Here is a 22,062-nt window from a genome sequence, read left to right on the forward strand (position 1 = left end):
CTGCCAGCACAAATGGGCTGGCTTTGCGCAGCCGTCCGTGATGACCTACCACGAGAGGGTTACCGCCCTGGATATGGATATCACTGACGTTCTTCCGTGCGCACCAGACGAAAAACTCGCGTAGCGAGGTGCCGGTCAATCCCTCGTCAAACGGATAAGGCTCAAAGCTCGTGGCCTGGGTCATGGCTGCACCTTCCGTATCACCGGCTGCCATTGGGTCTTATCAGGGATAAACCCGGCGTTTTCCTTGAGTTTGCGCACCCGGTCGCCCGTGGTGAGCTTCTGCCGATCGCCAGTGACAGTCTGCTGTTGGTCCGTGACTACCGGCGCCGTGATGAAGCCTTGGCGCAGGAGCTGCGAGTACAACAACATCCCACGGTAATCACGGGTCAAGCGGTTGAAGTTGGCTTCTAGTGTCTGATCGGCACTCAACCGCCCCTCTCCCCAACCTTGGCGGATCGCCGCCTGCCAAAGCCCCTTCTGCACACTGTTTTCAGGGGTTACCGATAACGAGGCATCAGTGGTGGACGCTCCGAGCCCGGCCATCAACCAGGTGCGCCAGGACGGCGGGTTACTGACAAACCGCTCAGGAAGGACGATTTCGTAAACATGGCTCGCTGTGCGGATTTGCCGTGGCGTGATGTGCGCCACGTCCACCGCCTCATCGATCACGGGCGGTAGCCAGCCCTGGCGACTGATAAGGGTGCGAAAGTCGTAAAGGCTATCGAGGCGCCCTATCTGTCCGTCCAGTGCCTGACGTAACTCCCAGGCACGCTCAGCCTTGCCACCGCGAAAGCCTATGGTGCGCCCTGACTCCTCCAGCAACTGGCGGCGGGACTCGGACACATCCTCTGACGCCGGGCGAGCAGGAACCAAATAGCTCTCAACAGGCGGCGGCGCATCAGGTGTCGTGGCGGGTGGTGTGTGGGCACACCCCTGTAAGCCCTGCAATAGGGCCAGCGTCAGAATGGATTTTTTCACTGACGCCCCCCTGCCTTCTTCTGAGGCTCGGCCTGTGCAAAGGCCAGGTTCAATTGCCCTGGGAGCTGGGTCAGCGTGGCACGCCATGCCGTCTGCATTTCTACCAGGCGCAATAGGTTCTGGTAGGTAATTCCGTTGACGTTGAGGTTAACGGGCAAAGGCAAGCGAACACCGGTCCAGGTGAATTTCTGGCCGCGCTGGAGAGCCAGGTGGGAAAGCAGCTCGACCGCATCCCCGTTCCAGTCAACCGCTACCAGGTCCCCTTGGGTACGGATCGCGTCAGCCGGTAAGGCTGAGCGAGTATTAATAACGCCCTCCATCCACAGCGTTTGTTGCTGGGCTGGGACTTTGGCAAGCACCGCGGGCGGTGCAGGGGGAGGCGCTACAGGTTTCTTTTCGCAAAAAGACTGACAGCCTGCCAGCAGCAAAGCCACCGCAGGCGCAGCAACAAAAGAGAGCTTCATCAAGGGTCTCCTGACACCCTGGACAGGGTGCAGTAATTAACGGATTGCGAGGTTGCCCGGCGTGGCGCCAAGCGCTTTGAGGCGGTTGTAAATCGCCCGGATGCCCTGCGCGTAGCGCAGGCGTTTGTTTTCTTGGCGAGCAGAGGGATGAAAGCCAGCGTTGTACGACCCGAGGCAACGCCAGGTGTTGCCGCACACCCGAAGGTGGCGGGCCAATACCCAGGCGCCTACCTGCACGTTGAAGCAGGCATCGGCCAGCAAGTCTTCCGGGCGCTTGATCAGCCCCAGGCGGACCAGCCGATTAGCGTTATCAGTATTGATTTGCATGACGCCGTAATCAGAACTGACAATTTTGCCGGTGCCGTCCCGGTTATGGTTCACAACCCCCGGCCGCAGGTTGCTCTCCCATATACCAATAGCCTCCAGTAGCAGGGGATCTTGCTGATAACGCTGGCCTGCCTCTTGAAAACAAAACGCCGCTGCCGGCAACGGCATCGATAACGCCAAGATGAGCCATAGCGAACGCATGGCTAACCCCCTGAGCTAGGCGCTGGCCTTATGGGAGGTTTGACGGCAGGCACCTGTACTTTTGTAGGCAGCGGTGCCGGTGCCGTGAGGGGAGCAGTGTTTCGCACAGAGCTGGTCCGGTGTAACCGGGCCTGCGCCTGACTCAGTGAGGTAGCGTTTTGCACAATCTGCTCATCCACCCACTGCCCTGCTGGCACCTGGGCGACCTTTGGTGCAGTGGTGTTGCATCCCGATAGGGATATGAGCAGAACGGTTAGAAGTAGTCGCTTTTGCATAATCGCCTCCTGAAATGACTATTTTTTCGAGTCATCAATCAGCTTTTGAACAGCCACTTCCAAGTAGTTATCGATCAGGTATCGAGCTAACCCGGACGGGGACATTTGCTTAGGGCTGTTGGTTTCGTAGCTGACCTTAGTAGCGGCCTTATTCAGTGCCTCGACCCTGATTGCACGGACGTAGACGCTGGTTGTTGTTGTAGTTGCGGACATCGCTTCATCTTCTGGTAGCTCCATGGGAACTCCTATGGGTTGGGAAAGCGCAAAAACACCGCCAGGCAAGGGCCTGGCGGTGAATAAAAATTAGGTGGGGATAAGAAATGATGAACCCCCGTCTCGCTACTGGCGACAGTCGGGGTTTGTTGCGTCAGCGGTGCTGGCCAGTTACCCGCTGCTGATTGCAGGGCTGGCCGATCGTCTTCGGTGTGGGCTTCGAGCTTCCTACTCACAGCGTCAAACAGCATCTGTTCGCCGTGGATCACAGGTCCTTACAACAATGCACGCTACAGCTCTGAATGCCCTGAGTGATTGGGGCAGGGTGCATGAGGTCCGGCGCTCCTCATAGCCGAGGCTCAGAGCACTAATTCGAATTCAGATAATCAACTACTACAAAGGGTGTACTGCTGAATACACGCGGCCACCTGGGCGACTGGTTAGTCGTTGCAGTGAATCGCCCTGTGCAAGGAGCGCAAAAAAAGCGGCTTTGCGGGCGCCCTCGGAGTGCATATCAATGATGAGGTGTAGGGACTTGGCCAGCTCAGAAGGCAAATTGCGATATTCAACACAGTTGAAGGTGCGATCCGTGCGTAACAGGATCAAATCTCTTAATGCGTCGACCACACTGTCTTGGACAACACAAGCGTCCCCACCGAATCGAACGAACCCATGGGCACCATTCAACGCTGTGATTTCTGTGGTGTGAGTCACATACGGGTCGAAATTTAGCAGCAAATAGCCGGGGAACAACGGAAGCTCACGGCGCACGGATGAAGGCCGATCCGTGCGCTTACGAAGTGTGACCCTGCAAGGCGAATATACCTCAACGTCCAGCCTCTTGATCAACTCTGTAAGTGATTGATGATTCGAGGAATTATGAATTAGAACGTACCAGTTTCGCATATGCAGAACCATCCTAGCAGGCGCCCTTCCGAAATCCCGAACCGTTTGGCGCAGGGGCTGTTGTGATCGGCTTGGGAAATCATTTTCATCCGCCGCCGAGCCACTAAGGCCGGTGGATAGCGGATTGCCAGGTGACAAATTAAATCGTTTAAGAAAAAAAGTAAATAGCTTTATACAATTATTGTATTTTTATACCTTTTTATAAAACTAACCTTATGAAATTATTAAATTTTATTGGTAACCCTGTGGACAATCTACGTCGCGTAATCGGAGTCAAAATCAAAGCTCTCCGAAAAGCCAACGGTATGAGCCAGGCCGATCTGGCTGAGCTTGTGGCTTGCGATGCCCCGGTGATCAGCCGTTACGAGCTGGGGAAAACCCTTCCGAACATTGAACACCTGATTAGAATATCCACGGCCCTCAATGTATCTCCAGCAGAGTTGCTCCCTAGCGGCCAGGACTCTTTAAGAGCGCAGCTGATCGCGCTCCGCCAAGATCTTTATGAAAAGTCTCTTCAAGTGGAATCAGTTGAATATTTAGAGAAACTTATAAAGTTCGCAGATGATTACATTGAGTCTCATACGTCCAAGAAAATATAAGTCTTGTATCTGTATATCCTTACGCAATCCCGTATTTTTCCGACAATTCGCTGATACGACTCAAGCGCTGCTGATGATGCCGGTTCGACAACTGATCAAGCGGTAAAGCGCCGCTGGCAATCACAACGGTGAACTTTTCGTCCAGTCTTACCAACTCTACGAGCTCTTTAAGCTCTTTCTGCATGTCTACGCAATTGTTCATAGTCTGTCCTTTAACGTTATTCTGCTCACTGATTCGTCTTTAGCCTTTTCCTACGGCTACCAGCTACCCAGCAAAAAATCCCTGTCAAGATCTACGATTGACATCTATATTCACACGCTGATCAATCCAATTGACCTTAAAACAACACTAACGGGGGAATTGATGGCCGTCAAAACAAATATTGACATGGTGTCATTGTTGCGCGAGAGCTTGGCTAAAGGGAAAGGCGTGAAGTACAAGCGACTGTCAGACGCCATAGGCAACGGTATTCTTAGCGGTCAATTCGAACCTGGCCGAAAACTTCCACCGCATCGCACGCTATCCGACAAGCTCAAGGTCACGATTGGCACGATTAGTCGTGCTTACGGTGAGTTAGAACGGTTGGGGCTGGTAGTCGCGCGCGTTGGTGATGGCACGTTCGTCCGCAAACGTGGGCTTGATCGTAAGCTTGATGAGGGCTTTCGCAATTTCAGTGAAGATACTCCAACGTTTTTTGATATGAGCCGGAACATGTACATCCCAGGTTCCGAGACCGACTTTCTAACGCAGAGCTTACAAGTACTCGCGGGGAACCCCAGCGCAATTAGGGATATAAGCCAGTACACCCCAGACGTTGGCCTACCACGGTATCGAGCTGCTGGAGCAGAGTGGCTTAAGCAGCCTGATTTCACTCCGACCCCTGAGCAAGTGATCTGTGTTAACGGAGGTCAACATGGCTTGATCTGCTCCATGATGGCGTTGCTGCAGGCGGGTGACACGATAGCCACCGAACAGCTGACATATCCCGGACTGATCACTGCAGCTCGGATGCTCGGGATTAAATTGGTGGGCGTTGAAACAGATGAGGAAGGGCTGTTGCCATCCTCCCTGGATTCGGTTTGTCGCAACCATCGTGTTTCGGCTCTTTTTTGTACACCAACTATTCAGACTCCTACCGCTGCAGTGATGTCGGTAAACCGACGCGAGACTGTTGCGAAGGTATGTCGCGAGCACAATTTGCTTATTCTTGAAGACGACGCCTACGCAATCTTGATGGATGATCGCCCGCCGCCCCTTTGCTGCTTCGCACCAGAAAGAACCACTCTTATCACCAGTTTAAGTAAGACGGTTCCATCCGGGTTTCGAGTAGGTTACCTGCATGCTCCACAAACCTTGATCAGCCGACTATCCGCATCTTTACGCTCAACGTGCTGGATGGCTACGCCTATGGCATTTGAGTTAGTTACTGAGTGGATAGAAAACGGTACTGCCGATCAATTACGGCGACAACAAGTCAAAGAAATTCGTCGACGTAAAATGCTGGTTGAACACCTACTTCACGGGTTGGATTACAAAACTCATGCAAGCAGTTCGCATTTTTGGATAGCCGTTCCCGAACCACGTCGCGCATCTGAAATTGAGTCAGAGCTGAAACAACAAGACTACTTGGTAGCGACAGCAGAAAACTTTGCGGTAGGACACGCAGTCGTACCGCAGTTCATTCGGGCAAGTGTCAGCAATACAACTGGAAATGATCAACTGCTGATTGAGGCATTTACAACTTTAGCTAACTCACTCAGCCAAAACCGAGAACGCTTTAGTTTGTAAAAGGCGCGCACCAAACCTGAGTACTGACCGAAGCACATTAATGCCTAGGTCAGTTTACTCATAGTCTCGGGGATTGATCTGGCCTGACCTCAACCTCATCCACCTGGTCATTGTAATCGGCATGTCGAGGCTGTCCCTGGACTGATTCATCCTCGACTCGGTACTGCCCATAACTCCTTTCAATGGTGTCATAGCGTTCCAACTGATCACGATCTGTCACCTGGAACACATGCCCGTTATCCCGATGGTTGAAGTCGCAGGCGGCTTCAAGCACTCGGTCAACAAATTGATCGTCACCCACAATCTCGACCCTCTCCCCACTTTTGGTACTGACCAGACTGGCGGCCAGTCGGTAATTGGCCGAGTCGTCATAGTCCTCAAAGCCTGGCTTGATTTCGACCCGGCCGCCATGATCAACCACGCCGGCGATACCGTCTCGCAGGTACTCAATGGTGCCGTCACGATAGAGCCTGGAGGAATGCGTGTGCGGACTATAGAACTGCGAGTCATCGGCCCTCGCGGCAAAAATGGTTCTGTCTCGTTGATCCCCACGAACCCGTTGCTTACGCGTTTCTCTATAGGCGAAACCACGCAATTGACTGACGGCCGCAAGATCACCCTTCAAAGCTTCCTGCTCCACCCAGGGACGATAGGCGAGCGGCCGGAGGAGCCCTTTATCAGACCGCACCTGACGCTCCTGGCGAAGTTCGATGCGCAGTTCGGCCATCGCTTTCATCCGCTCAAATTCAGCGACCCGGTACATCAACTTACGCAGCAAAGGATCGCCATACGAACGCTTCACGTCACCTTTCATAGCTTGGTAACGCGCGGCCACGTGCTGGTAACGCCCCTTCACATCCAGATCCGGTTTCTCCCAGGTACTGCGGTACTCCTGGTAGCGCAATTTCAGACCTTCTCGGGCTTCCGCTCGCTCCTCTCGGCGCTCTTGTCGCACGCCTTTATCTCTGGCCTGAAAGGACGGTTGATAAGAGCTGATGATTGCATAAGCCCCCTCATAAGGATCTTCCGACTCAAACGCTGGTGGGCCTTCATACGATCCATAGCCCGCCTCAATTCGATCCTTCGTGAGCGACGGATGAACCGACGAAGCTTTAAGCGCTGGTTCACCCGGGCGTAGGTAATCGTAGATCACCAGGCCCCCACCCTGTTCACGCAATCCAAGGCCGTTCGCGTGCAACAACAGGTGCAGATGTTTCCAATCGGCTTCTTTGTTCTGGATCGCCTCGTTGACCTTCACCCGCACCTTATCAACCGCATAGTGGTAAAGGCTTTCAGTGTTGGAAAATATCTCGCGTTTGGCTGCTCCCTGGGGAGCGCTATGGTAATGAATACCGGGCCTAACCAAATGGTCATCCGCGTTCATCTGCCAAGGGCCATTATCTTGTTTAAAGCCGTAACGACGCTCAAGCACCCGCATGCTTTTCTGCAAGGTATCAACATCGTTCCACATGTTGGCTGCTTTGTACGTCGCGGGGTTAACCCGATTAACCGCGACGTGAGCATGTACGTTATCGGTATCACGATGGATAGCGGTGACGTATTGATGAGCCTCTAAACCAATGGACTTGAGGGCGTATTGGGCAGACTCGAAAACCTGGGAGTCAGTGGGTTTATCACTTTCTGGCCAGGATATGATGAAGTGATAAACAGGGTCTTTAACGTGCCGGTTTTGAGCAGCCACCATGTTCATTTCAGCGGCGGCAGTTTCCCAAAAAAAGCAGTTAGTTTCACAAGCCACTTCACCTGCTTGAACGCGCTGTGTCCCGTCGCTGAACTGTTCCAGGACGCGGACTGGTGCATCATCAGCGTCGCTTCGGTCGATGTAATCCACCAGTCGATCAAACACCGCCTTGCTTGATTCTGAACGCGCCGATTTAGGCTCGTCAGACAGAACGTCCTTTCCTGAAGGTTTGTCTTCGCGTTGGCTGACATAGCTCACCAGCTTCATAAAGCTGGAGCCACCGTCTCGACGCTTAGGGGGAATAATGACGTTCAACGGACCTTAGTTCCTTACCGGGACGACGTTCAGGTCCAGGGCAATGATCGCCTTCTTGACCTCCACCAGGACTTCCGAAAACTGCTTGCTGAGTTCGGTAGTCATGTTGTCTTGCATCTGGTTGAACAGGTGCTTTTGCAGACCCCCGAGGCGTAACAGCTCATTCATCAATCGCAGATCTGTACGTGTCACGATCTTGCGGTTGAGTGCTGAACGGCGAAGCAAATCGGAGGTGCTAATGCCTGCAGCTTTAGCTTTCTCTTTCAGGATATTGGCTTCCTCTTCGGTACACCGAAGATTGATCACCCTGCCCTTCTGACGCGATTCGCTCTTTGACATAACGGCACCTGTGACGCACAACGGGGTATCGGGGCACAGCCCTGATCAGGGTTTTGGATGGATCGACTGCGTGCAGGCGGTACATACAAAACATTTCCTGTCCGGTAGTTTACTTGAAATACCTTCTTTTGTCATCGCGTTGACTGGTCGGCTATTAGAGGCCTGCGTCGGATGGTGCGGGTCTGGGCATCGCGCCCGGTCTGGGGTAGAGTCGTGGACTCACAGTTTTCAACGAGCGGAGGGTTACCGAGCATGGCCAGAACTACCACCTTCACCCAAGCCCAGCTTGAGGCGGCAAAAAGTGCTCTCGATCAGTTGCCTGATCTGAGCCGCGATAAGATCGGCAAATCTCAGTTTCTGGAATCGCTGAGAGACCAGATTGTCACCTTGGCTAGCACCAAGGGGTACAATACTGCGGAGATTAAATCGGCGCTTGAATCTGTCGGGGTTGACGTTTCAATTAAAGCAATATCTGAGCTTTTGAATGCACAGCCAAAGCGACGAACACCGAGAACCAGAACACCCAAAACTGAATAGTTTTGAGTCAGATAAAAAGCCCAGCATCGGCGGGGCTCATAGCAAAAAAGTTTCCGTTATTGTGTGTCGTCGCCATCAAGATCCGACAGGCTACTAGCAAGGTCGATAGTGACCGGTATTAGGTCAGGACCAGTTACGAGAAATACACAAGCGCTGTCAAAATTACCGGCGGCAATTTCCGCTTGAAAATTTTGCTCTGCGGCAATCTGGGCTGCTGCCAGATCGTCGCCATCCGTTTCTATGTCGATAGTCCATGAAACGCTATACGTCTTCATATCGTCTTACCTGATGAGTGGGATCAGCGAGTGTTGAGGCCGGGTGCATTACACACCCGGCCCACCAGTTACGCGACGGTCAAGTGACCGCGCATTTCTTGCGCTAGAACCCACAAGGCGCGATTCAATTTTACATCCTGATCAATCCCACCGACGGCACGGGTGGTCGCTCGACGGCCTACCTTGTTACGACCACGCAAGCCACCTTTAAGCGAATTTTCTTGAATGCGATTGAAGGTAGTCCACAGGTCGTTATCGAAGTCTTCAACGCGGCGGGCACTGAGCAACTGGCGAGCTGTTACCGGTGCTGGTCCATCTTTTGGTTCGTAGCGATATGACAGCGCCGCCGTGGCGAAAGCTTCTTGTTGCTCCGGGCGCAGTTTGATTTGCTTCATGCTCTCACGGTGGTCGTTAACTGAGTCAAACTGATTGAGTACTTCGTAGGCGCCTTCGATCACGTCGCTGATAACGTCACCTTTACCGCTGTGCCGTACTTTCTGATCAATTGAGCAATCACCAATGACCAGACCATTGGCACAGACAAACCGAAACATGCCCGCCATCATCTGATAACTGCTGGTTCCATCATGGCTGTTCAACAGGATGATTTCGTTCGCTTCCTTGTCCATGATGGTGTTGGCATGGCGCAGGCGTAGCATGTGCTTTGTGTGTTCAATCTTGTCGGTATTGCGCACACGGGTTTGGCACGCCATGAAAGGCTCGAAGCCTTCAGCACGCAACGCGTCCAGTACGTCGATGGTTGGGATATACAGGTAACGCTCTGACCGGCTGTCATGCGCTTCTGCTGCGAAGATCGAGGGCGCCACGCGAGCGATATCATCGTTAGAAAGCGGGCGGTCTGAACGCAGCATGTTCGGATTACGGAAACTGCTGGAAAGGTGCATATTATTTCCCCTACAAGGTTCACCTGGAGCGGTAGCCGCCGCTCGTTTCAGGTATCAGCTCCGGAGTGGCGCTGATGTGTTCATTGTATCAAACACAAGTAATAGTGTCACTACTTGTCATGACAATAAATGCACATTCTTCGGCTATTTTCCAAGCAGCCCCACGCGAAGCCAGCTCAAGAAAACCCCGCTCTATTGTTGAAACACGTTCGATAAGACCACCACTCCCGACGCCTGCTTTTTAAAAATGCTTCCTTCACCAGGTGCGCCGTGCTGGATGATTTTTGGATCTCCACGATTCGGAAAGGGATCAGCTCCATCTGACCCCTGCCCTATTCAGTTATGACTTACTGGTGGTCGCCTTAGAACTGCTCTTTGGCTTGGCTGTGCTTTTTTTCTTCGTAGGTTTCGTCTCTTGTGTACGAATCAGCGAAGGTACCCAACCTGTCCCACTGAGGCGGATTTCAGCTTCTGTAGCAAGTGCACCTTTCTTCATATCCAACAAAGCAATCCGATCTGCATCACCTTTTATTTTTCCCGCCTCGGTCAATGCCTCTATGATCAACTCTTTGGATACTCTGCCCAAGTAGTTGCCGACCGTGGGAATAAAATGTTCTTCCATTTTCAAGTCGAGCGATTGAACATACTTCTCTGTAAGTTCTTTCGACTCTACAGACAAACTTACAGACCGAGCGACGGCAAATGCCAACAGGGTATCTAGCTCCGCATCACTTAATGCTGCAAGGGCATCCCACAAGTCACCGTGAGCCGTTGGCAACGCCTCAACCAATTGATCACCGAGTGCAACAAACTCATTTTGTTTAACTTGCCCTGCTTCATCTGTAATCGGGCAACCTGTGCGGGCACCGTAACCGCTGCTGATACCCATGTCCGTTGGTGAACCGCTCCAATCACTGCGCGTGTCAGTTACGAACTTGCAGACAATTAGAATTTTTGCGGACTTTGGATTAGTTGCCGTTACAAACTGCGCAGCTAAATTGCGGTGCCCAAGTAAAGAGCGACGCAGTGCGTCACTGATTGTGCTGCCCTTACGCCCTGCGGGTTCAGTTTCCCGGCCACCCGAAAGGTGTTCCCCTTCTCCCAAGGCGGAAGTGACATTGGCACGATCTGCGGTACGGACCAGCCCCCGGTCAATGCGCAGCGATCCATAGTGCATGCTGATGAGCGCGCCGGCATGTTCCATGACTTCCGGGGCATATCCTTCTCTGGACGCTTGAATTTTCAGTATTTCATCCTCCAGCTCGTCGACGCGCTCATCCAGTGCTTGGGCCTGCTCATCGTCTCCAGCCTCCAAGTAGCCTTCGATGGCGGTCTGTACGTCCTCCAGCTCCTTTTCCAGCGTTTCAAGCTGGCCGGCAGACTCTGCGGACAAATCATTCAGTTTCTTTGGTGCCCGGCCTAGGCGGTCAAACTGGGTGTAATCAAATTTCGGCCACACCTCGACCCATCCCCAACCCTCTGCGCGCACTTGTTCCCCCAGATCCTGTAGCTTTGCCTCGACCAGCACGTCGAGTAGGGCACCGTCAGACAGCAAGGCGCCCTGCCCGTCTGCTGCAAACAGGTCGCGGCGCACACCACCACCTGCCTGCTCGTAGACCTCCACACCACCTATGAACGCAACACGGGCATCTTTGCTGGCATCTACTTCCGTTTCGATAACGGCGCGTCGTAGCGCGGCTGGGTCGTTGTTCCAGTGCTGGTCACGAACACGGTTCCAAACCATTGATTGGCGGTCGTGATCATCAGTCGCGCAAAGGGAAATTAGTTGTTCGGTTGTCAACGCACCAAGGCGGTAATCCTCGATCAAGGCCGGGGCTGCCGCGCGTAGCTTGAGGCGGCGCTCAACAACCAGCGTCGTGACTCCGAAGCTGTCCGCGATGCGGTCGATGGTCCAGCCCTGTTCAGTCAGTTCTTTGAACGCGTCGAACTCATCGGCCGGGTGCATAGCTTCACGACTGAAGTTCTCAGTCAGACTGGCGGCCGTGACGGCATCCGCGCCGATAACCAAGCTGGCCGTGGGGTAATCGACTGGAAACTTGCCTTGTTCGACCAATAGAGTAATCGCGTCAAACCGGCGACCGCCTGCCGCTACATCGAAGAACTCACCGTTGGCATGTACGACCAAATTCTGCAAAAGCCCTTGGCCGGTCTGTTCGTGAGTGCTAAGGATCGATGCTGCAAGGGACACAATTCCCGCCCGGTAGCTGGCGGAATTACGGCCAGTACGGCGGGCGTTTCTCTCGCTGCGGCGCAGACGGTTAAAGGGAATGACCGTGTTGTATGCGTTTGACATGAAATAACCCCTACAAGTTATGCCCGGAGCGGTAGCCGCCGCTCGTTTCGGGCTTCGGCGCCGGTGTGGCGCCGATGGGTTTATTATACATCAAGTATCATTTAATGTCACCACTTGTCACCACAATAAAAACAAATAAATCAGCTCCCCACCCTGCCCCATCACGCGCAACCACCCCTGAAACAACAGGCTCCGCACCCGCGCATTGACGCTGTGCGAGTAGCGCGTTAAGTGGGACAGGACACCACAAATCGCACTCCGACCTCCTCCGACGCGCTTTACTGCTCTTGCCCTTTGCTGTTGCCTTGCTGTGTGATTCATATCGCCTCCCCGGGTTGTGGACGCGGCTTCGCTGACTGCCTGTGCCGTGGCACTTAGGTCGACCTGGTGGATAGATGCGGCAAGGGTGCGAGCGATGCCAGCACCTTACCTGGTCAACCGTCAAGCGCAGGCAAAGGGCTCTCGGAGAGGCCTCAGAGGGCACGACACGAAGTCAGTGCGGGCAGTTCCGGCCGGAGGCCGAAAGCGTTATGTGATTGAAGCCCGAAGGGGCGAGACGGGCCGGCTTCATGGCCTGGCTCGATGCGCAGCACGAAAGCACGGTCCCAAGCGCAGCGCAGGGAAACGCCGGTACCTGGATCTGCAGAACGCCGGTGGAGCTGGAGGCTTGGAATCAGGCGGTTGGCTCAGAGTGTGATGGTAAAGGTATGTGCATCGAGCGGCTTACCTGCAGCATGAAGCTCTTTAAGCGACTCCGAGATATCCCCCAGCTGTTTAGCCACCACGCCAGGGAACCACTCATCGACCTGTACCCAACCTTTAGGTAAAGACTCCATGTGGCCACGTATACGCTTCATCAACACACTGACATTTTGTCGATTCAACCCGACCTCAGCAGCTGCCTCAGAGATTGTGGCCCCCATCACCAATACGAGCCGAGCGGCGGTAATCGATTTTTCGGAGTAAGGCCGTCGCTTATTGTTCGCAGCCAGGACCTTCATCACGCGCTCAAACTCTTCTGCGCTCATTTCCCCAGTGCTGGGCGTGGGGCTGATCAAACGCACCAGTTGGGCAATTTCACCTGGTGAATAGGCTACTTTTATTTGGGCGGCCAGGACCAACAGATCTACTTCGTTGCGGTTTGCAGACATTGTGGTGTTCCAGATCATGGCCAAGGGACAGTCAGTCCTATAGCGTGTGTTATGGCTGGTATGTGATTCACGGCCGTACAGCCGCGAACAAATCAACCATACTCGAAAACGTCACCACTTGTCACGACAAACAATTAAATTTCACCACACCATAGAGTCCTGTGTATTATGGCCTGGCGACTTTCGTTATCCCCTACAAGGGCGAAAGAAGCCCCCAACCGAAAGCCTAGCCGGGCCTACGGTTGAATGAGAGGCCCCCTACTTCGTGTCGGGGGCTTTTTTTTGGAAAAAAAAACCGCTCTGACCGAAGCCAGAGCGGTCCCACCTCTCAGCCTTTACAGGCCTTCAAAGTAGTCTCGCAGCAGTTCGTAAACGTGATGAACACGTACACATACCACCACGAAGTCCCACGCACGTCTTAACTTAGACATACCTGGCCCTCCCGTAGTTGGGCCATACCTCCAGTGTGCTTACCGGAACACGCACACCTTCAGAAACACGCTAATGCTCCCTGTGAGGCGGCTGGGCTGATGGTCCTTCTGCATATATCCGGCACGGGTCTCAAATCCGTGGCAGTCGGTCCAAAATTCGCGCGCTGGCCCGGCCAACCTCAAAGGTGACGAACGCGGAACACTCGCATTCTATGGAAAAAATCGACTTTGTGTTGCGGCGGATGGACGGTATAGAGCGACAGTACGTGGTAAATTGCCTCAAAGCCTTACGGCATAGGCCCTTCAGGGGTAGGATTCTTTTGACGAATAGCAGTTTTGCAGGGTCCGTAGATCGTTTTTATGATTTTTCCTTGTACTTGCTTGCACACCGGCGCTAAAATTCCAGTACACGCTAATGCTCCCTGTGAGAACGCAAGCCCGGCCTCTAACCGATCTTGCACGAAAAGACCGCCCTCTCTAAGGCGGTTTTTTTTCGTCTGCACTTTGTTCGTTACACGGCCCCCCGAGGATTCGTCATGTCGATCACCCTGGACCTTTCCCCGCTTGAGCTGGACGCCCTGGCCAACTTCCGCCGCCTGTACGCCGAGTTTCAGCGCACCACCTCCAGCACGCCCAGTCTGCAGCTGGGCAAGCTGTACAGCGCGCTCAGTACCTCGGCGCAGCTCTTGGCCGAGGCCTTGGACAAAGCAGCTCGCGCCCAGGGCGTGTAATCACAGCTCCAGCTCCAACTGGCGGGCCGTGGCCGCGTTGTCGACAGCCACATACAGCGCCTCGACAGTGGCAGGTGTCAGCGCCCGGGCTGACTCAACGCCTTCCACATAGCCTTCGGCGCGTTCGGTGGCCAGGCTCAGGGTCAATTGGTCTTTAGCTCGGGCCAGACGCACCAGGTGGTTTTCGATATGAGTGCGTATTCCGGCCGGCAGACTGGTGTCGGCCAGGTGATCCAGGGCACTCATCGGCGCACCGTTGGCAGGTCGCCCAGGATTGCCGCAAGTGTGCCCCAAGGGTCCAATTGCTCAGGATCTGCCAAGGTGCAGCCCTCGATATGCTCAAAGGATTTGGCCACGCTATGCCGGCGACCAATCTGGCAGCCCAGGCAATGCACATAGGCACCGCGCAGCGCCCATCGCTCCCCCCAGGCTGTCAGGCGCTCAGTGACAGCATTCACCTCTCGGCTCCGGGCCACGGTGCCCCGGAGGGTTCCAAGCGGATCTGGATCAACGTATCGATAACGAGAAGTCATAGGCCGCTGTCCAAACGCGCCTGAGCCTCGTCCCTGGCCTGATCCGCTTCCGCGTCCAGCTCGCGCTGGGTGTCTTCGTCGATCAGCTTTTCTAAGACCAGCGCCATGATGAAACCCGCCGTCAAAGTCCACTGGAAAAACACCGCCTGCTTATCCTCGGCACAGGCAATACTGCGAATCTGGAAGCGGGCCCGTTCCAGGGTTTGCGGGTTGTTCTGTTCAATCTGGATAATCGGCATGGTGGGGGTTCCTTTCCGTTCGTAAAAATCCCGGTACCGGGGGCTTACTCTTTGCCCTGGGCTGCCGCGATGAGGGCTAAATCAAGATCCGGTTGTGCGATGCGGCTTATCTCATCAGCCAGGCGTAGCGCCGCTGTCACGCGTTCTTCCTGCAGGCTATCGGTGTTCTGTTCCGCGGGGGCATACAGCCAAGCCCGATAGGCTTCCAGGCTGCGCATCAGCGCGGCCTGAGCCTTGGCATCCAAGGTAAGGGTCAACAACGGGGTTTCAGTCGTACTCATGTTGGGGGGCCTTCCAGTCTGTGTTGTGTTGTCGTTTTTTGGTCGCAGCTTCCAGGCTGCAACCTTAACCGGGAAAAACCACCGAGCCGCCATCCGAAGCGCTAGGACCGAATGCACCTTTACATCAGCCATGGCCCGGTCGGCTTCGGCGTTGAACTCCCGCCACGGGTCAGCAGGATCGCCCAGCACCAAGGGCGAACCATCCTCATGGAACACCCGGCCATAGCAGCCAGAACAATAACGGCCCAAGTCAGCCGGGGCAGCCATGCAATAGAGGCAGGTAGCCATTGATGGGTCCTTTCCAGTTAGTTCGTTATAGCGGCAGCTCGTAGTAACCCAACTCGCCGGGCTCCCATTGAATCGGACGGCCGTCGAGGCCTTCGCACTCATCGACAGGACCGGCATTGGTATAATCGGCGCCTTCCCGTTCGTCCACCGCCTCCGGCGGACACGCCCAATTCGCCCCTTCCAGCCGTTTACGCGCCTGCTCCAAGCTTTCCCCTGGCCGGGCATCAGCTCGTACCTGGGCGTCGGTTAGCTGCGGCAGTTTTCCGGGTTCAATCGTACGCATGGATGGTGTTCCTTTCGGCTATTTTGCCCTGAATTTAGGTCATCACGTAAAACCGACCGCCTACAATTGCGCTAGAGGCATTTCCCGGGCCTTGGCATGCTAAGGCCAGCCAACAAAACCTACGTTGCTCCAGGAAGCGCATGCGCGGCAAGAAATGCTGCGTCAGCGCGACACGATCAAATCGTGTCAGCTATTACGTGTCCAGGATGCCTAAAATCTGTAGATGGCACCCTTCCCTGCTTCATAGAGTCATCAGCACTGGTAGCTACTGGCAATGTGTAAGCCTGTACAACCAAAATGAATTCCAAGTGGAATTCTAATTAGAATTCCAAAAGGAACCATAGCTAAAATCATAAAAGAATTCAAATAGAATTCCATATGGATTCAAAATAGTATTCCTCTAGGATTCTTTAAAGAATTCACAAATAGTATCCTTAATGAATTCCATAAGATTCCAATATGGAATTCTTTTTTGAAATCTATAGAATTCTTTAAAGGCTTCATATATGGTCTCTTCATGGAATTCAAAAGGAATTCCAAAAAGAATTCATTTCGAATTTTAAGGGTTACTAACCTATTGAGGGCCAGTGTATGCCAGTCATTGTTTTCGTCTCTCCAAAGGGTGGGGCGGGTAAGACCACTTCCGCTTTGGCACTCGCTGAGCAAATCGCACGGCGCGTACCGGTCACCGTTATTGATGCCGACCCGAATCACCCCATTAAGTCGTGGTCAGAGGGCGGTAACACCCCCAAAAACATGACAATCACCTCGGACGTTACTGACAAGACGATCGGTGAAACGATCGCAGACGCAGCTACAAAGACGCCTTTCGTGATTGTTGACCTGGAGGGCACAGCGGCCACCATCGTTGCGTATGCGATCGCGGAGTCAGACTTTGTGGTCGTACCGACCCAAGGCTCGCAACTGGACGCTGAGCAGGCGAGTAGGGCGTTTGCGCTGATCCGGGCCCACGAACGAGGCATTCAGAAACACAAACCTGATTACAAACTGCCTTTCGCCGTTTTGTTCACACGCACATCTGCAGCGATTCAGACCCGGGATACAAGGCATATCCGCAAGAGCTTCAAAGCTGGGGGAATTCCATTCTTTGAGACTGAACTGAATGAGCGGGCAGCATTCAAGGCAATGTTTTCCTACCGTCAGCCGCTTGAATTGCTGCCCACTGATGAAGTTTCCAATGTGGGTAAGGCCATAGAGAACGCCGAAGCGTTCGCTCGGGAAGTGATATCCAGAATCACCTCAGAGGCCCAACCACAGCAAGAGAAGATCACATCATGAGTCGCGTAGATCCGCTGGATAGCCTGAAAAGTTTTGAGCCTAAACCTGCCACTGAGCAGAAAACAAAGCAAAGCAACGCAGAAGTGGAGGAAATGGCGAACCAACACGGTTTTGTCGGCCGGCAGGCAACCCCTTTAATGGTCCCAGTTGACCGGTCAAAGCGACGTCACAAAACCGGGCGCAATGTTCAGATCAACATCAAAGGCGAGCAGGAAACCAAAGATGAGTTGTACCGCGTTGCTGACGATATCGATCAACCGTTGGGGGAAACACTCAAGCAGGCCTTAGCAGCCTTACGACGTGAGCTAGAGACAGAACCACGTTAAGCGTCGACCATCAGGGAGGGGAGGGCAGTGAAATTGAACGTAGAAAAACTCAACGCTGCGGTGATCAGCCTTTTGAGTAAGCGCAAAGGAGAAATTGGGGCCCGCTGGTCTCGTCCAACTCTTCACCAGGTCTTTCACCAGGGGATGGTTGGCGGGGTTAGACTCGCGCCTTGGATGCCTTTTGGGTTGCTGCTGGTAGGTACCTTAGGTGACTACGAAAACATGCGGCAATATTTGCTGACAGCCACCACCGAACAAATGAGCCGCACGGTCTTGCTCAGCATCGCTGGTGGCTTCATTTTCGGGGCGATAGCGCAAGTGCTGGTCGATATCGCTACACCTAAGTTGCCAAGCAACAGGGACGGAATACTTCAAAGCGATCGTTTACCAGCTGCTGCCTGGTACTGGGATTTACCACACGATGGGCGCGACTTGGCAATCCGAGAGGTGACAACTGCACGTTGCACACCGAATGCGGATACACGCTGGGCGTTGGACGATCTGCTCAAGGAGTTGACACGTGGCGAGAACATGGGTGGTTCAGATCTGTTAGACCACAAGATCGGACGGCTGCTGAGGCTTCAGTCTCAACAGCTAAAACCTACCCAAAAGCTGGACGATGCGATCCAGTTATTGTCGTTACGCTACCGGGGTTTGCAATCCAGTTACGAATGGTCTGTGAAGACCGAAGTGTCCTCACATGGAGTTAAAGCCTTTGTGACCGTGCGTCCAACACCGAAAAACAGTGATATTGAGGCTGCGTCATGGAACCGTTGCTTAGTCGCAGAGGGTCCATCAGAGGCTTTGGCTGTCACCATAGCAGCCATCACCCGCGAGACTTGGGCGTTCACAACCTAATGTCGAGGGTGTGATCCAGAACCCCAGAAAATGCCGTGTTCACTCCTCCGACCAGTGGGTTGCACGCCCGCCGAGGCGCCGTGCCAGGCGCAGGATGTCGTCGATGCCCGCGGAGCGCAATGACGGCTGGCGTTTTCCAACCGCCAAGGCAGCATCGCAAGCGGCATTCCATGCCTTACCACGTGGTGACGCAACGCCCGTAGAGCTTCGATCAGCAACTTCAGCTCGTCGTCGCTTAAGCCTTCGACTGGCGTTGGCTTGGCCACGATTAGGACTCGCTCACATCGCCATCTTCGTAGGACAGGCTTTCTGGGTAGAGGGTTGTCAACTGGGACAAAGTTTCCTGCACCTGCTCCAGCGAGGTCATCAGATGATCAACCTGGTCCTGAAGGTCTACGGCGAACTCAAACAGATCGGCTACTTGGCTGCGCGATCCTTCGTTGAACACCGCCATCGCCAGTTGATGCAGCTTCAACAGATCGGTGCGCAGTTGTGGCGGCCCGCCGTCCTCGCTGTCGCTCAAGTCGCCGCGCAGCATGTCCACGGCATCGACTGCTCGCAGTAAAGCGGCCGTCTCGAAGTTTTCTGGTGACAATTCGTCCCATTCTGCATCGGTGATATTGGTTGTCATACTTGGCCTTTTGTTGTCGTGCGTAGCACCTGCCACTCACAGGCCTATACATCTTACCGAAAATTTCTAGGGTTCCGGTTTACACCCATAGCCAACGGAACGGAAACGTACGCTACGTGATCGTGACGGCGCACCCCGGCGCCAAACTGGTCAGTTGCACAAATTCACACACCTTGATCACGTTTCGAGCAAACAAACTATTCCAGTCACTAAACGACAAAACCCGCCGTATTGCTCGCACCTCTGATAAGTAGTGATAAAATACGTTATCACCACTTTTATAGGCAGAAGGGCGCATGGCACTTTTTGACCCGATTCGACGTTTTTTCCGTGGACGCCACGGAACATCTGTGAGTTCGCGTACGCCACGAATTCACCTGGTCAATCAGCTGACCGAATCGTACCCAGGGCGTTTCGTCTATCCCGGTACCGACTTTGTGGATGACATCGAACTCGATGGCCAGCGTGTCGGATATGTCGACTACGGAATCAACCCGCTGGGCGATCGTCTGTACATCAACATGCTCGACATCGAGCCTGAACATCAGCGGCAGGGCATAGGCCTGGGCGTGCTGTGGAAACTCTGGTCCACCCACCAGGTGCCGATTGTGCCCTTGCATCAATACGCCTCCTCAGACACCTTTTGGGACCTGGCCCGGGAACGCTTTGCGGCAGCCGGCGCGTTGATCGAGGATGAGCTTCGCATAAACCAGCTCGACGCAGCCAAAGAGCGCTGGCAGCACCTGGTGCCGGAGCCGGAACATGAGCGCTTGCAGCGTGAACTCATGGCCTCAGATGAATGGCCAGCGATAAAGGCGAGATGGGAAGCGGAGTACGGTCCATGCCTAAAGGACTAACCCGCATCGAGGACGATGAACGCCGCCTGACCTCGGCCGAGTTCCAGCAGCTGGCCAGCGTGCCGGCAGCGGTCGAATGGTTCGCCAATATCGACAACCCACGCACCCGACGCGCCTATCAAAACGACCTGGAAGACTTCTGCAGCTTCGTTGGGCTCACCGGGGCCGAAGAATTCCGCGCAGTCACCCGTGGCCACGTCCTGGCCTGGCGCGCCCAGCTCGAAACCCGGGGCCTGGCCGGGGCCAGCATACGACGCAAACTGGCGGCGCTGGCCAGCCTGTTTGATCACCTCCTGGAGAACAATGCCGTGGCCGGGGGCAACCCTGTGCATGGGGTCAAGCGGCCAAAGATCGAAACCAACGAGGGCAAGACACCGGCGCTCAGTGATGAGCAGGCTAAATGCCTGCTGGAAGCCCCTGATGCGCAGACACTGAAAGGTCTGCGCGATCGGGCGATTCTGGCGGTGCTGCTGTACCACGGCCTGCGCCGTGAAGAAGCCGCGCAACTGTTGATTAGCGACCTGCAGGAGCGCCGAGGCATCAAGCACCTGCAGGTGAAAGGGAAGGGCGGCAAGCTCCGCTTTTTGCCGCTGCACCCGGTGGCGGCCGAGCGCATCCATGCGTACCTGGAACGCGACAGTGAGCGCGAGCAGGGATCTGGTCCACTGTTTCGCTCAATCCGCGGCCGCACCACCGGCGCAGGCATCAGTGCGAACGGGATCTACACCGTGGTTGCGTACTGGGCCAGTGTCGCCGGCATCGAGGTCACCGGGCTGGGCGTGCACGGGCTCAGAGCGACGGCCGCGACCAATGCCCTGGAGCATAACGCGGACATCGCCAAGGTCCAGGTGTGGTTGGGCCACGCCAATATCAGCACCACCCGCTTGTATGACCGACGTGACCAGCGGCCGGAGGACTCACCGACCTACAAGGTGAAGTATTGAATGGACAAGATCTTGGATTATTTGGGTTTGCGCTTGCGCGTGGGGGTATCGGGGCTGGCTTCCAGCTTGGCCAACCAAAAACAGCCCGCAGCTAAAGGCCCCAGGACGATGATCAGTACGGCCTGGGAGGCCACTGTCGTCCAATATTTAAAGGGTTGGCTCCCCACGGTATACATGTGCCGGGGCCCCCATTTATTGGTGGTCGTCGTTACCCCTGCAAGCAAATCTGTAGCGACCTCGACGCACAGCAAGATCACCACCAACACCAGCAAACAACCCACTCCACGGGTTAACCACGCGCCGATGCGGGAACTAAGCATCAGGTACATCCTCATTGACGTGGCCAAGCCCGATATCGACCCGAAGATCCAGGTAACTGCCGGAGTACCACACCTCACTGCCCTGAACCCTCACGGACCGCTGGCGTAGCCACTCATAGCGCTCGGCATATTGGCGTAGCAAGGCAAGATCCTCACCTGGTTGCAACTCCGCGATCGGCATCGGTCGAATGTTTGGCGGCTTAGTTGTCATCCCTAATGGTTACCCATATAGGACACAAGAGAAAATCGAATTCCATGCCGTGCCGCTGCCCGTATCATCTGATCAATCGACTGGGTGCTTGGTAGGTCAAACCCAGTTCGCGCCTTAACTTGTTTAGCAATCGACTCTTTAAGCTCGCGGGCAACAACATCACCCGTCGCGCCGCTTTGACGTACTGCCATATCGTTCTTTTCCTCTAACCAAGCGCTTGCCAGAACTCGTCCAACATGACGAATGCACGCCCTGGAGTCTTGCCTTTAAAAAAACGGCCCCTCGGCAACCGATCACCACGGTTGAGTTTCTGACGCCATTCTTCAAAAGCAGCTGTCTTCCGGCGATATGCCTCATAACGTTCCATGTCGGGTTTGGTCTGCGTTACTGTCACAGTTCGAACACCATATTTACGTGCTGCTGCGTGTGCCTCAATGTTTAGCATCTGCTGTAAATCAGGATCACCTTTAAAGTCAAAGGGGAACCCGTCTGAACCGACGATTGGTAAACCACCTGGGTAATAGGCCAGCATCGTTT

General features: G+C 54.4%; 30 protein-coding genes and 1 pseudogene. 10 read left to right on the forward strand and 21 right to left on the reverse strand.

The genetic code is table 11. The features are described from left to right. The 6 genes and pseudogenes from J7E41_RS26185 to J7E41_RS26210 all read right to left on the reverse strand — a co-directional run. Nucleotides 1–184: pseudogene (locus tag J7E41_RS26185) on the reverse strand (plasmid transfer ATPase TraJ); the annotation flags it as partial. Beyond that, nucleotides 181–846, reverse strand: a complete 666-nt coding sequence (locus J7E41_RS26190; protein WP_353049433.1) for a type IV secretion system DotC family protein — start codon at nucleotides 844–846, stop codon at nucleotides 181–183. The gene J7E41_RS26190 and the pseudogene J7E41_RS26185, both read right to left, overlap by 4 nt. 131 nt (nucleotides 847–977) lie before the next feature. Then, complete coding sequence (locus J7E41_RS26195; RefSeq protein ID WP_214997155.1) at nucleotides 978–1,445, reverse strand: DotD/TraH family lipoprotein; 468 nt, start codon at nucleotides 1,443–1,445, stop codon at nucleotides 978–980. A gap of 36 nt (nucleotides 1,446–1,481) precedes the next feature. Beyond that, nucleotides 1,482–1,973 carry a lytic transglycosylase domain-containing protein gene (locus J7E41_RS26200; protein ID WP_214997156.1) on the reverse strand — a complete coding sequence of 164 codons (492 nt, stop codon included), beginning with the start codon at nucleotides 1,971–1,973 and terminating at the stop codon, nucleotides 1,482–1,484. Nucleotides 1,974–2,266: 293 nt separating this feature from the next. Continuing rightward, nucleotides 2,267–2,485, reverse strand: a complete 219-nt coding sequence (locus tag J7E41_RS26205) for a hypothetical protein (RefSeq protein ID WP_198831271.1) — start codon at nucleotides 2,483–2,485, stop codon at nucleotides 2,267–2,269. A gap of 369 nt (nucleotides 2,486–2,854) precedes the next feature. After that, the gene (locus tag J7E41_RS26210; protein ID WP_435304143.1) at nucleotides 2,855–3,379 is read right to left on the reverse strand and encodes a transcription termination/antitermination NusG family protein; all 525 of its coding nucleotides are present in this window, start codon (nucleotides 3,377–3,379) and stop codon (nucleotides 2,855–2,857) included. Between the two features lie 203 nt (nucleotides 3,380–3,582). Between J7E41_RS26210 and J7E41_RS26215 the strand changes: the two genes are divergently transcribed. Next, nucleotides 3,583–3,966: a helix-turn-helix domain-containing protein gene (locus J7E41_RS26215; protein WP_214997158.1), complete on the forward strand. Its 384-nt coding sequence runs from the start codon at nucleotides 3,583–3,585 to the stop codon at nucleotides 3,964–3,966. A 19-nt stretch (nucleotides 3,967–3,985) separates the two neighbouring features. Here J7E41_RS26215 and J7E41_RS26220 read toward each other — a convergent pair whose 3' ends face one another. After that, entirely contained in the window at nucleotides 3,986–4,168 is a 183-nt protein-coding gene (locus J7E41_RS26220; RefSeq protein ID WP_214997159.1) for a hypothetical protein, read from the reverse strand. A 162-nt stretch (nucleotides 4,169–4,330) separates the two neighbouring features. Between J7E41_RS26220 and J7E41_RS26225 the strand changes: the two genes are divergently transcribed. Next, nucleotides 4,331–5,755: a PLP-dependent aminotransferase family protein gene (locus J7E41_RS26225; protein ID WP_214997160.1), complete on the forward strand. Its 1,425-nt coding sequence runs from the start codon at nucleotides 4,331–4,333 to the stop codon at nucleotides 5,753–5,755. 58 nt (nucleotides 5,756–5,813) lie between these two features. Here J7E41_RS26225 and traI read toward each other — a convergent pair whose 3' ends face one another. Next, the gene (gene traI, locus J7E41_RS26230) at nucleotides 5,814–7,772 is read right to left on the reverse strand and encodes a TraI/MobA(P) family conjugative relaxase (protein WP_214997161.1); all 1,959 of its coding nucleotides are present in this window, start codon (nucleotides 7,770–7,772) and stop codon (nucleotides 5,814–5,816) included. Nucleotides 7,773–7,778: 6 nt separating this feature from the next. Beyond that, complete coding sequence (gene mobA / locus J7E41_RS26235) at nucleotides 7,779–8,111, reverse strand: plasmid mobilization protein MobA (protein ID WP_198818298.1); 333 nt, start codon at nucleotides 8,109–8,111, stop codon at nucleotides 7,779–7,781. A 252-nt stretch (nucleotides 8,112–8,363) separates the two neighbouring features. Here mobA and J7E41_RS26240 point away from each other — a divergent pair, with 252 nt between their 5' ends. Beyond that, a complete protein-coding gene (locus J7E41_RS26240) occupies nucleotides 8,364–8,648 on the forward strand; it encodes a mobilization protein (protein WP_214997162.1) in 285 nt (94 codons plus the stop codon). Nucleotides 8,649–8,704: 56 nt separating this feature from the next. On the opposite strand, the gene J7E41_RS26245 is transcribed toward J7E41_RS26240, so the two are convergent. From J7E41_RS26245 to J7E41_RS26260, 4 genes are all read right to left on the reverse strand, one after another. Continuing rightward, nucleotides 8,705–8,923, reverse strand: coding sequence for a hypothetical protein (locus tag J7E41_RS26245; protein ID WP_214997163.1), 219 nt, complete (start codon nucleotides 8,921–8,923; stop codon nucleotides 8,705–8,707). Between the two features lie 68 nt (nucleotides 8,924–8,991). Further along, nucleotides 8,992–9,828, reverse strand: a complete 837-nt coding sequence (locus J7E41_RS26250) for a DUF932 domain-containing protein (RefSeq protein ID WP_214997164.1) — start codon at nucleotides 9,826–9,828, stop codon at nucleotides 8,992–8,994. Between the two features lie 340 nt (nucleotides 9,829–10,168). After that, nucleotides 10,169–12,142, reverse strand: coding sequence for a ParB/RepB/Spo0J family partition protein (locus J7E41_RS26255; protein WP_214997165.1), 1,974 nt, complete (start codon nucleotides 12,140–12,142; stop codon nucleotides 10,169–10,171). Between the two features lie 686 nt (nucleotides 12,143–12,828). Continuing rightward, nucleotides 12,829–13,293 carry a TrfB-related DNA-binding protein gene (locus tag J7E41_RS26260; protein WP_214997166.1) on the reverse strand — a complete coding sequence of 155 codons (465 nt, stop codon included), beginning with the start codon at nucleotides 13,291–13,293 and terminating at the stop codon, nucleotides 12,829–12,831. Nucleotides 13,294–14,260: 967 nt separating this feature from the next. Between J7E41_RS26260 and J7E41_RS26265 the strand changes: the two genes are divergently transcribed. Then, complete coding sequence (locus J7E41_RS26265) at nucleotides 14,261–14,455, forward strand: hypothetical protein (protein ID WP_214997167.1); 195 nt, start codon at nucleotides 14,261–14,263, stop codon at nucleotides 14,453–14,455. On the opposite strand, the gene J7E41_RS26270 is transcribed toward J7E41_RS26265, so the two are convergent. The 5 genes from J7E41_RS26270 to J7E41_RS26290 form a co-directional block, all read right to left on the reverse strand. Further along, nucleotides 14,456–14,701 carry a hypothetical protein gene (locus J7E41_RS26270; RefSeq protein WP_214997168.1) on the reverse strand — a complete coding sequence of 82 codons (246 nt, stop codon included), beginning with the start codon at nucleotides 14,699–14,701 and terminating at the stop codon, nucleotides 14,456–14,458. It abuts the gene before it with no gap. Further along, a complete protein-coding gene (locus J7E41_RS26275) occupies nucleotides 14,698–14,913 on the reverse strand; it encodes a hypothetical protein (RefSeq protein ID WP_214997169.1) in 216 nt (71 codons plus the stop codon). The genes J7E41_RS26270 and J7E41_RS26275 overlap by 4 nt, the downstream gene beginning before the upstream one ends. Nucleotides 14,914–14,984: 71 nt before the next feature. Continuing rightward, entirely contained in the window at nucleotides 14,985–15,227 is a 243-nt protein-coding gene (locus J7E41_RS26280) for a hypothetical protein (RefSeq protein ID WP_214997170.1), read from the reverse strand. A gap of 44 nt (nucleotides 15,228–15,271) precedes the next feature. Then, the gene (locus tag J7E41_RS26285; RefSeq protein ID WP_214997171.1) at nucleotides 15,272–15,796 is read right to left on the reverse strand and encodes a hypothetical protein; all 525 of its coding nucleotides are present in this window, start codon (nucleotides 15,794–15,796) and stop codon (nucleotides 15,272–15,274) included. A 25-nt stretch (nucleotides 15,797–15,821) separates the two neighbouring features. Then, entirely contained in the window at nucleotides 15,822–16,079 is a 258-nt protein-coding gene (locus tag J7E41_RS26290; protein WP_214997172.1) for a hypothetical protein, read from the reverse strand. 591 nt (nucleotides 16,080–16,670) lie between these two features. Here J7E41_RS26290 and J7E41_RS26295 point away from each other — a divergent pair. Genes J7E41_RS26295 through J7E41_RS26305 form a run of 3 tightly spaced genes read left to right on the forward strand, consistent with a single transcriptional unit; the run spans nucleotide 16,671 to nucleotide 18,562 of the window. Further along, nucleotides 16,671–17,378: a ParA family protein gene (locus tag J7E41_RS26295; RefSeq protein ID WP_214997173.1), complete on the forward strand. Its 708-nt coding sequence runs from the start codon at nucleotides 16,671–16,673 to the stop codon at nucleotides 17,376–17,378. After that, a complete protein-coding gene (locus J7E41_RS26300; protein WP_214997174.1) occupies nucleotides 17,375–17,704 on the forward strand; it encodes a stability/partitioning determinant in 330 nt (109 codons plus the stop codon). The genes J7E41_RS26295 and J7E41_RS26300 overlap by 4 nt, the downstream gene beginning before the upstream one ends. A gap of 27 nt (nucleotides 17,705–17,731) precedes the next feature. Beyond that, nucleotides 17,732–18,562, forward strand: coding sequence for a hypothetical protein (locus J7E41_RS26305; protein WP_214997175.1), 831 nt, complete (start codon nucleotides 17,732–17,734; stop codon nucleotides 18,560–18,562). 268 nt (nucleotides 18,563–18,830) lie between these two features. Here J7E41_RS26305 and J7E41_RS26310 read toward each other — a convergent pair whose 3' ends face one another. Continuing rightward, on the reverse strand, nucleotides 18,831–19,193 hold the full coding sequence (locus J7E41_RS26310) for a transposase (protein WP_214997176.1): 363 nt from the start codon (nucleotides 19,191–19,193) through the stop codon (nucleotides 18,831–18,833). A 296-nt stretch (nucleotides 19,194–19,489) separates the two neighbouring features. On the opposite strand from J7E41_RS26310, the gene J7E41_RS26315 reads away from it, so the two are divergent. The 3 genes from J7E41_RS26315 to J7E41_RS26325 are packed head-to-tail and all read left to right on the forward strand — an operon-like array spanning nucleotide 19,490 to nucleotide 21,423. Next, nucleotides 19,490–20,050 (forward strand): GNAT family N-acetyltransferase, encoded by a 561-nt coding sequence (locus J7E41_RS26315; protein WP_214997177.1) that lies wholly within the window; start codon nucleotides 19,490–19,492, stop codon nucleotides 20,048–20,050. After that, complete coding sequence (locus J7E41_RS26320) at nucleotides 20,035–20,994, forward strand: tyrosine-type recombinase/integrase (protein WP_214997178.1); 960 nt, start codon at nucleotides 20,035–20,037, stop codon at nucleotides 20,992–20,994. Before J7E41_RS26315 ends, J7E41_RS26320 begins: the two co-directional genes overlap by 16 nt. Beyond that, the gene (locus tag J7E41_RS26325) at nucleotides 20,995–21,423 is read left to right on the forward strand and encodes a hypothetical protein (RefSeq protein ID WP_214997179.1); all 429 of its coding nucleotides are present in this window, start codon (nucleotides 20,995–20,997) and stop codon (nucleotides 21,421–21,423) included. Between the two features lie 104 nt (nucleotides 21,424–21,527). On the opposite strand, the gene J7E41_RS26330 is transcribed toward J7E41_RS26325, so the two are convergent. Together J7E41_RS26330 and J7E41_RS26335 are read right to left on the reverse strand one after the other, a co-directional pair. Then, nucleotides 21,528–21,716, reverse strand: coding sequence for a hypothetical protein (locus J7E41_RS26330; protein WP_214997180.1), 189 nt, complete (start codon nucleotides 21,714–21,716; stop codon nucleotides 21,528–21,530). 14 nt (nucleotides 21,717–21,730) lie between these two features. Then, nucleotides 21,731–22,057, reverse strand: coding sequence for a hypothetical protein (locus tag J7E41_RS26335; protein ID WP_214997181.1), 327 nt, complete (start codon nucleotides 22,055–22,057; stop codon nucleotides 21,731–21,733). Between the last annotated feature and the right edge of the window lie 5 nt (nucleotides 22,058–22,062).

Source organism: Pseudomonas fluorescens (assembly GCF_018614655.1).
Lineage (GTDB): Bacteria > Pseudomonadota > Gammaproteobacteria > Pseudomonadales > Pseudomonadaceae > Aquipseudomonas > Aquipseudomonas fluorescens_BX.